9 protein-coding genes are annotated in these 12,888 nt (G+C 53.0%); 6 read left to right on the top strand and 3 right to left on the bottom strand.

All coding sequences use genetic code 11. From position 1 onward, the window contains the following. Window positions 1-11 precede the first annotated feature (11 nt). Both CXIVA_RS05660 and CXIVA_RS05655 read right to left on the bottom strand, forming a co-directional pair. Window positions 12-494, bottom strand: coding sequence for a MarR family winged helix-turn-helix transcriptional regulator (locus CXIVA_RS05660; protein WP_013977038.1), 483 nt, complete (start codon window positions 492-494; stop codon window positions 12-14). Window positions 495-654: 160 nt separating this feature from the next. Further along, window positions 655-1,185: a hypothetical protein gene (locus CXIVA_RS05655; protein ID WP_013977037.1), complete on the bottom strand. Its 531-nt coding sequence runs from the start codon at window positions 1,183-1,185 to the stop codon at window positions 655-657. An 842-nt stretch (window positions 1,186-2,027) separates the two neighbouring features. Here CXIVA_RS05655 and CXIVA_RS05645 point away from each other — a divergent pair. Further along, window positions 2,028-2,975, top strand: coding sequence for a hypothetical protein (locus CXIVA_RS05645; RefSeq protein ID WP_013977036.1), 948 nt, complete (start codon window positions 2,028-2,030; stop codon window positions 2,973-2,975). A gap of 351 nt (window positions 2,976-3,326) precedes the next feature. Beyond that, window positions 3,327-6,026, top strand: coding sequence for a fibronectin type III domain-containing protein (locus CXIVA_RS13360; RefSeq protein ID WP_148267788.1), 2,700 nt, complete (start codon window positions 3,327-3,329; stop codon window positions 6,024-6,026). A gap of 220 nt (window positions 6,027-6,246) precedes the next feature. Here CXIVA_RS13360 and CXIVA_RS05635 read toward each other — a convergent pair whose 3' ends face one another. Continuing rightward, complete coding sequence (locus CXIVA_RS05635) at window positions 6,247-7,860, bottom strand: ferredoxin--nitrite reductase (protein ID WP_148267787.1); 1,614 nt, start codon at window positions 7,858-7,860, stop codon at window positions 6,247-6,249. Between the two features lie 252 nt (window positions 7,861-8,112). On the opposite strand from CXIVA_RS05635, the gene CXIVA_RS05630 reads away from it, so the two are divergent. The 4 genes from CXIVA_RS05630 (at window position 8,113) to CXIVA_RS05615 (ending at window position 12,804) form a co-directional block, all read left to right on the top strand. Then, window positions 8,113-9,081, top strand: a complete 969-nt coding sequence (locus tag CXIVA_RS05630) for a TAXI family TRAP transporter solute-binding subunit (protein ID WP_013977032.1) — start codon at window positions 8,113-8,115, stop codon at window positions 9,079-9,081. 9 nt (window positions 9,082-9,090) lie between these two features. Next, entirely contained in the window at window positions 9,091-10,281 is a 1,191-nt protein-coding gene (gene gltS / locus CXIVA_RS05625) for a sodium/glutamate symporter (protein ID WP_013977031.1), read from the top strand. 22 nt (window positions 10,282-10,303) lie between these two features. Then, window positions 10,304-10,804, top strand: a complete 501-nt coding sequence (locus CXIVA_RS05620; RefSeq protein WP_013977030.1) for a hypothetical protein — start codon at window positions 10,304-10,306, stop codon at window positions 10,802-10,804. Window positions 10,805-11,034: 230 nt separating this feature from the next. Beyond that, window positions 11,035-12,804 carry a Na/Pi cotransporter family protein gene (locus CXIVA_RS05615; RefSeq protein WP_013977029.1) on the top strand — a complete coding sequence of 590 codons (1,770 nt, stop codon included), beginning with the start codon at window positions 11,035-11,037 and terminating at the stop codon, window positions 12,802-12,804. Window positions 12,805-12,888: the final 84 nt, after the last annotated feature.

Raw genomic sequence — 12,888 nt, 5'->3', positions numbered from 1 at the left:
TTCTGTCTCCTTTACTGCTCAGTTCTGCATTTTTCCACATCTTCCGTCAGGTTCTCCACCATCTGATCCAGCACCTGCAGAAACACTTCCATATCCTGCCGAGATATGCCGCGCATCAGCGACGCGTTCAGTCCTTCGATATTCTGTGCCACCTGATCCTTGTAGCGGAGTGCTTTTTCTGTTGGAAGAATCTGTTTTTTCCGGGCATCCTCCTGCATGGTCTTCCGTATAATCAGTCCGCTGCCCTCCATTTTCTTTAACAGCTCGGAAGCCGTCGGCGGACGCAGGCCATACTCCCGCTCAATATCCTTCTGGACAATCGCTTTCTCCCGGTAATTGGCCAGAATAAAATGCAGGGCTTTGCTCTGGGCGCCGCTGTATTCCGTCTGTGTGGTCAGCTGGTCCAGCCTCCGGCGGTAAATATTGGACAATGCGCTGATCCGGCGTCCCGGAGCTGTCAGTTCCTGCTGTATCCTCTGCGTTGTTTTCTCCATTTCTCCCGCTCCATTTTATTCGTTTCCTAACTGTTAGGTTCCAAAGTATATTACAGGGGAACGGAACATCTGTCAATCCGTAATGCACCAAAATTCCCGAAAAAAAAGCGCCCGCTCCGGCAACCTGCCGAATCTGGCGCTTTCTGCGTTACAGTCCGATCTATGAAATTTCCTGCAGGAATACATCAAACTCCCCGCTGACAAATCCCAGCATAAACAGCGGATACCGGCTGAAGGCGAATTCATCCAGGCGGCTCACCGTCTTCTCCGGTGTCATAATCATAATTTCATGGTGCAGAAAAGAGTTATCTCCCGCCTGCCGAATCAGGTCTCTCGCCTTTTCCGCCACTACCCCATGATACATCATGCGTTTGTCCGGCTTGATAAACCCGTATCCTTTCGGATGATGAAAGGCCGTCATCTTTGCTTCCGGATCTTCCGCTTCGATATCAAGATATACGATCCATCCCCGCTCCAGCTTCTTTTTTGCGCCATCCTGGGGCACACAGTAAAATTCTGTCCGCACCAGCCCGGATTCCGGACTGATCCGCGTATCCCGGATCCGGCGGACCGAATAACGCACCTCACCGATGATAAGGTCCTCCGGATACAGCGCGTTTCCCATACGCTCCAGCAGGGCATCCCCCTCTGCCTGATATAAACTGCGAAATCCTGCTTCAAATGCTTCCATATCCTGTTTCCTTCCTCTCTCTGTTCCGGTTCTGTCCAAACAGCAGCGGCAGGTTTTCTGCTGCGTATTGCATATTTTAATGCATCCCGCAGAAATTGTCCATGGAAAAACCGGGACGAAAAACTGCCGCTCTCTGACGGGAGCGGCAGTTTTCCGGAATTGGATTTATCTAATTTAAGAGGTATCAGATTGTGGATCTGATAATTCCACTGATCTGCGGATGATCGGTGGAACTGCGTCCGGTGATACCTATGGCGTCAGTATCACCGCTTCAGAAGAATGGGAAACAGCGGGCCGTATTTTCCACAACTGCTGTCTGTATCATCTTCCTTATGCTATGCATTATACCACACCTCCAAGTTGCGTCAAACTTCAATCAGTTGTGTCTTGCCAACTTTCAGTTGTATTTGATTTTTATTTTTCGGAAAATTACACACTTTGTTCACAGTTTGGTTATACTCCTTACACATTTTCAGCCTATAGTAGGATCATCGAAAGGATTACAGAGATCTGAACCCCTCCCCCCTTACAACGGTTCACATCTTTCTTTCGAAAACATAATTTCTTTTTCATTTTCAAGCCGGACCTTCCCCCTTTGGTCCGGCCCCTTTCTTTTTCCGCGGAAAATCCTCCTCCCTGTCCGCTCTCCCCTGCCGGCAAAAAGTACTGTTTTTAATGAAAATACGGTGATTATTTTGGAATCCTGCCCCATCGGATAGATTCCCCTTCCGTCCCTTGCTATACTTGGATCATCCCATACAGTCGAACCATTCCTCCGCCGGGGCTTACACCGGCGGTTTTCACCGGGGCATCCGCCCCGTCAGACGATAAGGAGTTCAGCCATGACTTTTCATACACGCGGAAAAAAACTTGCTCTCCTCGGCCTCAGCGCCGCGCTGCTTCTGTGCGGCTGCGGGACGGCCTCTTCCGGATCTTCCGCTTCCGGCAGCGCTGACACATCCGTAAGTACAGATGCCGACGCCTCCTCTGCCGCTTCGGAAAACACCGGCGCATCAGGCACATCCGGAAATGCCAAAGCATCGGAAAATGCCGCCGTATCAGGCACGTCCGGAAATACCAGAACCTCGGACAATTCCGGCACTTCCAAATCCAGTCAGCAAAGCAAAAAAAGCGATGCTTCCGACGCCTCCGGCAGAAAGAAGACCAAATCCACCAATCCGAAGGATTACGCCAACCAGGTTCCCTCCGGCGCGAAGGCAGTCCGGGACGCATCCTATTCCGCCCGCAGGGCTTCCGTCAAAGGCAGCCTGAAAACCTTTCAGGGCAAATACCGTCTCGTGGGCGCCCTGGGCAGCTACTATTATTTCTGCAAAGAAAATACCGCCTATTACGTTCTGTCCGGCGATTACAAATACACCAAAGATTCGGAGGACAACGCCGCGGTCAGCCTGCAGTTCAAATCCTCTGAAAACGCTACAGTCTATACTCTGGGCAAAACAGACAAAACCACTACCCTTACCGGCATTTCCTCCAGCGGTGATACCACCAAAAAGCTGGCCTGCACCCTTCTGACCGGAACGGACGGCCTTTCTTCCAAAAAGAAATTTGAAGGAATCTACCTGGTGGGCGGATCCGAAGACTACCGTCTGGAATTTCATTCTGACGGCACCTTCTACATGGTGCTGGAGCAGACCTACGAAACAGACGGAAACGAACTGACCCTGACTTCCCTGGGCAATGCCCTGACCTATACCTGGAAGGTAAAGGGGAAGAAAATCATCCTGTCCCAGAACGGGACCGAAGCAGCCGAATTAAAACCCGGTGCCTGATCGTCTGCCTGCCGCCTCTTCCGGCCGGCGGCGCTCCGGCACGATTTTGACAGCACATATGACACGCCTCCCCCGCGGTTGTCATATGTGCTTTTTTTATACTTTCTTCCGGATGATTCTTTAAAAACCGTACATTTTTCACAAAAAACTTCATTGAGTGCCGAATGGTTTTGCATCATGATAAATGCATAGGAAAAATGAGAAAGCGACTTGTTATTTTTTATTCATTTTTCTGCAGCACGGTCACTCTGCAATGTTCAGCCGGACTGTTTCTGATGCGAAAGGAGGATCCGTTACCGGCATCAGCAGGATCCGGCGGTGAAAAAAGTATACCTGGAGGGGGTAAACGTTATGATAAGTAAGAAAACACTTATGACCCGCGGGCTCGCGTCCGCAATAGCAGCAGCAACCGCACTCGGTATGGCGTCACCTGCAATGGCAGCAGACACCAAAGCTCCTGCGGCTGCCGAGTCAGCCGCCAAAGAGGCCGCTGCGATTAACGGAGAAAAAGTCACTGCAATTGACACCGACAAGAAGGTCATCACCTACGGCGACGGCAAGACCGTTTCCTATGATGATACCATCACCCTGGCATCTGCCCACAATGAGTACTCTCTGAAAGACGCGGCAGATGCTGTAGAAAACGGAACAGCCGTACGCGTATACAACAAGTACCACGCAAAGGGCTATGGCTCCGTATGGAACAACAATTACGACTACACCAAGTACCGGACCGGCATACAGATCGGTGATGACAGCGATACCGCCATCGGCGCGGATGTGTTGGGCGCCGCTTTAACAGGCACCACATTAAAAAATCTGGCTCTGCGCGGCACTTCTGCCAATTTCAACGCGGTAGTTGTCAACAAATCCGACGCTGCGCTGGACAATCCGCAGATTACTTTAGACAGCAAAGATACCGCCGACGGCTCCAACACCAATGACTTCGTAGGCTATGGCACCGCAGTCACCGTCTTTGGCGACACCACCACAGAAGCCGGCTCTGCCGATGCCAACGGACAGATGGGCGGCACCACCAATACCAACGGCGAATACCTGACCACTATTGACCTGTCCAACGGCGGCTATATCCATACCACCGGCGTGGCAAAACCCGCGGTGGAAACAGACAACGGCGGCGATGTGGATATCATCGGTGACGGGAATGACAACACCCGGGAAATCTCCGTAGAAGGCGGCAAGCTCTATGACGGCTTCCAGAATACCGCGGATACGGTGAAAATGGTCAGCCCGCCGTGGCTCCTGGGTATCACAGGCAATGCCCGCGCCACGAACATGCTGGGCAAAGGCGGCACCATGACTGTGAAAAATGCGGATGTATACGCAGCAAACTGGGGCGTTCTGTCCACAGACTCCGGTTCCACCCAGAACCTGTATACCATCAACAGCAATATTTCCATGAATACTGACTCCAGCAAGGGCACCGTCAGCGGCTACGGCACATATGCCATCGGCGGATCCAAAGAACACTTCCTGGGATCCACCTTCCACGTTGCCACATACGCTACCATCGCTACTTCCAGCGATAATGAAATCACGGTAGGCAAAACCACCAAAGGCAGAAAGATCGCCATCAACAAGGCAGTCTGGGATGACAACAAAGAATCCACGGAAGTCAGCCGGGTCATCAAGGCAGACAAGACTGCGGAATCCACCATCAATTCCGAAAACTTCGGTTTCTTCCTGTGGGGCGGCACAACTGTCAATATCAAAGACGCTTCCACGCTGAATACCAAGTCAGCCGCATTCCTGGTGAAATCATGCACACAGGCCTATGACTCCACCGTTAACATCAGTGCAGATTCCAAGATCAACGCGGCCAGCGATGCCAACGCAGAAGCTGAAAAGACATTAAACGGCATCAAAAACGGCGTCATCTACCAGCTCATCGACAACGAGGACAATGCAGCCAAGGGCGTAAGCTTCCCGGATGGTTATCACGGACCGGTCTTCACCGACGCTTCCTTTGAGGAATCCGAAGGATGGCAGACCACCGCGAAAGATACCAAAGCTGCCAACGGTACAGAAACCGTCAACATCGACAACAAGGATCTCCAGGGCAACCTGTACAATGGTTCCGGTTACTTTGTAGGCGGCAACAAGATGGCAGTCAACTTAAATGACGGTTCTTCCGTAACCGGCGCCATCAGCGCAACTTCCATCAAACACACCACCGACGGCGGCAAGACCCAGAATACCAAGATCACAGAATCCACCTACAACCAGTTCGGCCATGTAATGAACAAACCGTACTACAACGGCACCAATGATGTGGCGGTTACCCTGGAGAAAGGCTCCACCTGGAATGCAGACGGCGTATCCGTGCTCACCAGCCTGAACGTAAAAGCCGGCGCCAAACTGAACGGTACCGTATATGTCAACGGCGTAAAGACCGCCATCGACACCACAAAGGATACCGCTCTGACCGGCGCCATCGAAGTGGTAGGCGCAGGATCCGGCTACGTGGATATCAACAAACTGGCACCGACTCTGGCAAAATCCCAGGCATCCGTAAAAGTATCCGCTCCGAAGCAGATCTTAAGCGGCAAAACCGCCAAACTCAAAGTATCCACAAACTCTGACGGCGCAGTGACCTATGCAAGCAGCAACGCGAAAGTAGCATCCGTATCCTCCAAGGGTGTGATCACCGCGAAGAAAGCCGGCAAGGCAAAGATCACGGTAACCACTGCCGCTACCTCCAAATACAAAGCCGCTTCCAAAACGATCACAGTAGAAGTCGTGGCAAAACCGGGAAAAGCTGTGATTACCAAAGCGAAAAATGTAAAAGGCAGAAAGATTGCCCTGACCTACAAAGCGTCCAAAGCCAAAGGTTATGAGGTACAGTACTCCACTTCCAAGACATTCAAAAAGGGTGTAAAGAAACTCTCCACTTCCAAAAAGAGCGTTACCCTGAAGAGTCTGAAGAAGGGCAGAAAATACTATGTAAGGGTTCGCGCGTATACCAAAGTAAACAGCAAGAAAGCCTATGGCAGCTACAGCGCGAAAAAAACCGTTACGGTAAAGAAGTAATCCCCCGCCATTTTGGCGAACAATCCTACCTTTATTACTAAATATCTCCAAAAAACAGACCGTCCTTCGATATCCTCGATACCAAAGGACGGTCTGTCTCTGTTCTCTCCACCGGCGGCTTCTCCGCCTCCTGCTCTGGCCGGCAGACCGCATGCACACCAACGGATCACATGCATACCACTGTTCCGGGTCCCTGTTTTCCAGGCTTTCCGGGCGGAATTTACGCGTTTTCCGCTGCTGCGATATAACGGTTTAAAATTTTCTGAAAGACCCCGGTCCCCTGCCTGCGGACAAACCGGAAGAACCGTTCCCCGGATTTCTTATGCTCCAGATAATACTGAACCATTTCGCCGATGGCATCTGCTGCCGTATCGGCCGGCAGCCAGCCTTCCAGTGTCGTTCCGAAAGCTCCCCCCGGTCCCAGCGCGCCGCCTACCGTCAGACGGAACACATCTACAGACACGCCGCTTACTTTGCGTTTCCCTCCGGTAAGCCCGAAATCCGCCAGCTGGGGATGGGCACAGGAATGGGCGCAGCCCGTCAGATTCACGCGCATGGGCATGCGCAGCGCCGGAAACCGGGCATCCAGCGCTTCCACGATCGTCTGCAGCCGTTTCTTTGTCTCAATCGGCGCAAAACTGCAGTACTGATTGCCGGTGCAGGAAGCGCAGTAGCCGGTAAACGCCTTCGGCTGCAGCGGGAATTTCCGCAAAACAGGCTCTTTCTTCAGCGCCTCCGCTGCCTGCTCCGGCAGATCGATCAGCAGCAGATTCTGGGAATTGGTGGTCCGCATTCTGCCGCTTCCGTAGACACGGGCCAGCCGTGCAAACTCCGCCAGATCCTCCGCGTCCATGGCGCCGGTCGGAATATGCACGCCAGCATAGAAGAGCCCTTCCTGCTTCTGGGGATGCACACCGAAAAAGCAGCCCCGGTTCCAGCTGCCGGAAACCGCCGTTCCGCCCCGCTCCAGCGGTCCGGTAATCCGCTCAATCGCTTCCTCTGTCTTACGGATGCCCCAGTCTTCCACCAGAAACTTCAGCCGGCAGTGGTTTCTTTTTTCCCGGTATCCATACTCCCGGAATACCTCCGCCACAGCCTCCGCAGCCGGCGCCACCTGATCCGGGCGCAGGAAAAATCCGGTCTTTTTCGCCAGTTTCGGATCTGTGGACAGTCCGCCGCCCACATACATATGGAATCCCTGCTCCATAACGCCGTCTTTCTCTTTCTCCGCCGGCACAAACGCCACATCGTTGATCCGGGCAAAGCCGCAGTCATGGGGATTGGAGGAAATGGAAATCTTGTATTTCCGGGGCAGATTGGAGTACGCGGGATTGCCCACCAGCCGCCGGGCTGTTTCCCGCACAATGGGCTGTGTGTCCACTCGCTCTTCCGGATCAATGCCCATCAGCGGATTCCCCAGGATATTCCGGGGCACATCTCCGCAGCCTTCTACAGACGTCAGTCCTGCCGCCTGCATCCGGGCAAAGACTTCCGGGATGTCCGGCAGGGTCAGATTGTGGATCTGTATGCACTGACGGATGGTGATCTGTATGGAACGGGCGCCGAAATCTCTGGATATGCCGGCGATTACATCCGCCTGGTCCGCGGTCAGCTCACCGGAGGCCAGCTTGATCCGCACCAGAAAACGCCCGTTCTTCGGCCGCTGGGTATAGATTCCGGCCCACTTCATCCGCTCGATATCAAATCTGTCAATGTCTTCGTACTTCATCTGCGCCAGCCGGTCCAGTTCCTTCAGGATCTCCAGTCCGTCCTTTTCCAGCTTTGCCCGTTCATTCTGATTCAGATTCTCTCTGTCAGCCCATGATCGTTTCATATTCATTTACCTTTCATTTACCTGTCTGTCTGTCTTCATTTCTTCTTTTTCTGCATGGAAAAACCCATGCTCTCCAATTAAAACATATTCCTCCGTCTCAAATCGTTGCATGTGCAACACAATGGATTTGTCACAACTGTCTTTTTACGATATACTTTTACAGTTACCGATCGTATGCCCCTGCGAAGAAGCGCTGCCGCCCGGCAGTCCTTCCCGCGGATTTGCAATCACATAAAACGGGAGGAAATGAAATTGAAAAAAAAGCTATCTGTGCTTCTGGCGCTGACAGTCACAGCCATCCTGCTTCTGACTGCCTGCGGCCGCTCATCTGATGTCAGCTTCGGCACGGCAGGTGCCGGCGGTACCTACCAGACCTTCGCGGACGCGCTGACCGCCACCCTGAACAATGATACCGGACTGACTGTCCGCACACGGGAGACCGCGGGATCTGCCGCAAACCTGCGCCTTTTATCCGGCGGCTACATCCAGCTGGCCCTGGCCCAGGCCGACCTGGTCAATGACGCCTACTACGCCACAGGCACCTACAGCGGGAAAAAGGCCCTTACCGGCTACAAAGCGGTGGCCAGTCTGTATACCGAATCCTGCCAGATTGCAGTGTCCGCCAAATCCGATATTCACTCCGTCAGCGACCTGGCCGGCAAAAAAGTCAGCATCGGGGAAAAAGAATCCGGTACTTCCGCCAATGCCGTGGAAATTCTGGCTTCCTACGGTCTGTCCGACAAACTGGTACAGGAAGTGCAGCTGAATTATTCCGACGCGGTACAGCAGCTGAAGGACGGCAGCATTGACGCCTTCTTCTGTACTGCGGGCACACCCACGGACCTGGTCAAAAACCTGGCCCAGGAGACCGATATCCGTCTCCTTTCCCTGGATGAGAAGGCGCGAAAAAATCTGTGCAAAGCCTATCCATTCTTTACCGCCTGCGAAATTCCTGCCGGCACCTACAAGGGACAGGACAAGGTCATCTCCACAGTAGGCGTCAAGTCTGTACTCCTGGCTTCTGACAGCATGTCGGAAAAAGATGTCCGGGCCATTACCCGGGAACTGTTTGATAACAAATATACCCTGCAGAAAAATATACCTGCTCATCTGCAGCTGGATTTCAAAGACGCGGTCTCCGGCATTACCATTCCGTTTCATCAGGGAGCCGCGGATTACTATGCCAGCCAGGGTGTCACCGTCAACACAAAAGAAAAATAGGGGGATTCCATGAGCAGTTTTACCTTTAATATGTATCAGACCCTTGCGCTGGCCGTTGTTGTGCTGCTGCTGGGCAAATTTTTAAGAAAAAAAATCCGTTTTCTGGAGAAGTTCTGCATCCCGGCGCCGGTTGTCGGCGGTCTGGTCTTTGCCGTCTTTTCCTGCATCCTGTATGCCTCCGGTATCATTGAACTGAATTTTGACGACACCCTGCGGGAAGTATGCATGGTCTTCTTCTTTACTTCCGTGGGCTTCCAGGCCAACCTGAAAGTGTTAAAAAGCGGCGGAAAAGCCCTGGGCATCTTCCTGGCGCTGGTCATCTCCCTGATTATCCTGCAGAATGTGGTAGCCGTAGGCCTGGCCAACCTGCTTCATATCAGCCCGCTGATCGGCATGTGCACCGGTTCCATCCCTATGGTGGGCGGACACGGCACTTCCGGAGCCTTCGGCCCGGTACTGGAGGATTTCGGCGTCACCGGAGCCACCACCATCTGTACCGCAGCAGCAACTTTCGGCCTGATTGTCGGCAGTCTGATCGGCGGTCCCATCGGCAACCGCCTGATCAACCGCTATGATCTGCTCAAAACCGCCGTGCCCGAGGATGACAGCGTTCTGGTGGAAGACGAGGAAAAACACAAACGTCAGTTCAATATGTACGCCCCTGCCGTATTCCAGCTGATTATCGCCATCGGCATCGGAACCATCATTTCCCATTTTCTGTCCAAAACAGGCATGACCTTCCCTGTGTACATCGGCGCCATGATTGCCGCCGCCGTCATTCGCAATGTCGGTGAATACACAAACCGTTATACCGTTCATATGGGAGAAATCAATGATGTGGGCGGCATCTGTCTGTCCCTTTTCCTGGGCATCGCCATGATCACCTTAAAGATCTGGCAGCTGGCAGACCTGGCACTTCCGCTGATCCTTCTGCTGGCCGGTCAGGTTGTGCTGATGTTCTTCTATGCAAACTTCATCATTTTCCGTGTCATGGGCAAAGACTACGATGCCGCGGTGCTGGCTTCCGGAACCTGCGGCTTCGGTATGGGCGCCACCCCCAATGCCATGGCCAATATGCAGGCGATCTGCGATAAATACCTGCCTTCCGTCAAGGCCTACCTGTTGATCCCAATTGTGGGCAGTCTGTTTGCCGATTTCATCAACAGTCTGACCATTACCGTCTTTATCAATCTGCTGTAAAAAAGAGGGGGAACGATTCTACATGAAAAATTTTTTTCTACACGGAAAACGCTCGAACAAATCCCGGGACAAGAGCAAAACCGCCGCATACAGAAAGCAGCATACCCACCACGCAAAAACACAGGCGGATATCCCGGGAACTTCCTCCGGTCTGAAGTCTTATTCTGATCCGAAACCTTCCTCTGAGCCGAAGCCTTCTTCCGATCCGAAGTCTTCCTCCGATCCGAAACCTTCCTCTGAGCCGAAGCCTTTCTCTGAGCCGAAGTCTTCTTCCAGCCGCGGCCTGCCGCAGGAAGACTGGCCCCATCTGGACTCGGAAGACCTGGCCATTCCGGAGATCCACATCCGCAGGCCTTCCGATCAGCCCGCCGACGGTTCTGACGGACAGACAGCCCGGCGGCCGGAAGGAATTTCCGTGGCGGAATCCCGCCGGCACCGGCAAAGGGAAGATGAGCCGGTCTCCGACGACAATCTGGCCATTCCGGAGTATCATCCGCATCCGAAAAAACAGAACAAAGAGTAATGTCAGAGGTATGGATGCCCGCGCACTTGCTGCCGGTGTCCATACCTTTGTTATATTTTACCTGTTTTCTTTATTTTCGCCTTCTGTTTTGCATGTAATTTACAAACTTATAGACATTTTACACTGTATTTACATATCCCACTTACTTTTCTCCGGTTTTCACGTAATATTTATGCTGCAAGTAAAGCGAATGCAAAAAATATGAAAATGAATGTAACGGAGGATATTGCATGAGTATCTATTCCATCTTTACCCTTTGTGGGGGACTGGCATTCTTCCTTTTCGGAATGCATGTCATGTCGGGCAATCTGGAAAAAGTAGCAGGCGGGCGTCTGGAAAGCGCCTTAAAGAAAATGACATCCAACCGGTTCAAGGCGCTGTCACTGGGCGCGGTCATCACTGTGGCCATCCAGTCTTCCTCTGCCCTGACCGTTATGCTGGTAGGACTGGTAAATTCCGGAATTATGAATTTAAGCCAGACCGTCGGCGTTATTATGGGATCCAACATCGGCACTACGCTGACCGCCTGGATTCTGAGCATGAGCGGGATTCAGAGCGATTCTTTCCTGCTGTCCATGCTGAAACCGGAGAACTTCTCCCCGATTATCGCGCTGATCGGCGTCATCATGATGATGGTCAGCAAAAATCAGAAAAAGAAAGATATCGGTGTGATCCTGGCCGGGTTTGCTGTCCTGATGTTCGGTATGGAGCTGATGAAGGACGCCGTGGCCCCGCTGGCGGAAAGCCCGAAATTCTCCAGTATTCTGACCGCTTTTAACAACCCGATCCTGGGCGTCATCATCGGTACGATATTCACCGGCGTCATCCAGTCCTCCGCCGCTTCTGTAGGCGTCCTGCAGGCACTGGCCCTGACCGGATCCATTACCTACGGCATGGCCATCCCCATTATCATGGGACAGAACATCGGTACCTGTGTCACCGCGCTGCTCTCTTCCATCGGCGTCAACCGCAACGCGAAACGGGTGGCCGTCGTGCACATCAGTTTCAATCTGGTGGGCACCATTCTCTGTATGGTCATCTTCTTTATTGTCAGAAATGCCGTGCATCTGGAGATCCTGAACGCAGCCATCACACCGGTGGCCATTGCCGGATTCCACTCCATCTTCAACCTGTTCACCACTGCGGTTCTTCTGCCTTTCGGCGGCTATCTGGTACGCTTCGCGGAACTGGTGATTCCGGACCGCAATACTGCAGCAGATACAGAAACCGCCTTCCTGGAAGAGCGTCTTCTGATCACCCCGGCGGTTGCTGTGGCCCAGGCCAGAGAACGCACGCTGGAGATGGCCCATCTCGCAAGAGAAGCTTACACCAAAGCGCTGGATCTGTTTGAACACTACACAAGAGAGGGAAAGGAAGAAGTAGAAAAACTGGAAAACCGGCTGGATGAGATGGAAGACTCCATCGGTACATTTCTGATCCGTCTTTCCGGCAAGGATCTGACCGACGCAGACAGCAGCCGTATCTCCGAGATGCTGCACTCCATCAACGATTTTGAGCGGATCGGCGACCATGCCATCAACGCGGCGGAATCCGCCTTTGACATGCACCAGCTGAAGCTCTCCTTCTCCCCTGCCGCGCAGGCAGAAATGAAGGTCCTGCACCTGGCCATCTGCGAAATCCTGGATCTTTCTGTGGAATGTTTCGAAAAAGAAGACGCCGAACTGGCGTCCCATGTGGAACCGCTGGAAGAGGTCATCGACGAACTGACCCGTCAGATCAAAGACCGGCATATCCGCCGGCTTACCACCGGTGAATGCGATGCCCGGATGGGAATCATCCTGACGGATCTGCTGACGGACAGCGAGCGGGTATCCGACCACTGCTCCAATGTGGCCGTCTGCATCATTCAGTCCCTGCATGCCTCCTTTGCCGTGCACGGGTATCTCAATGACCTGAAAGGTCCGGACGCGGCCGAAGAAAGTTCTTTTGTCAAGGAATTCCGGAATTACTCGGACAAATACGCCCTGGACAAAGCATAACCCCTGGACAGATCGAACTCCTGGACAGGGCGAACTCCTGGGCAGGGCGTAACCCTGTGCCGGAGCGCTGCGCCGGCTTCTCCG

It is taken from the genome of Clostridium sp. SY8519, assembly GCF_000270305.1.
In the GTDB taxonomy this organism is placed as follows: domain Bacteria; phylum Bacillota; class Clostridia; order Lachnospirales; family Lachnospiraceae; genus SY8519.
The sequence above is the reverse complement of the archived record's forward strand: the minus strand, read 5'-3'. Positions and strand labels throughout refer to the sequence as shown.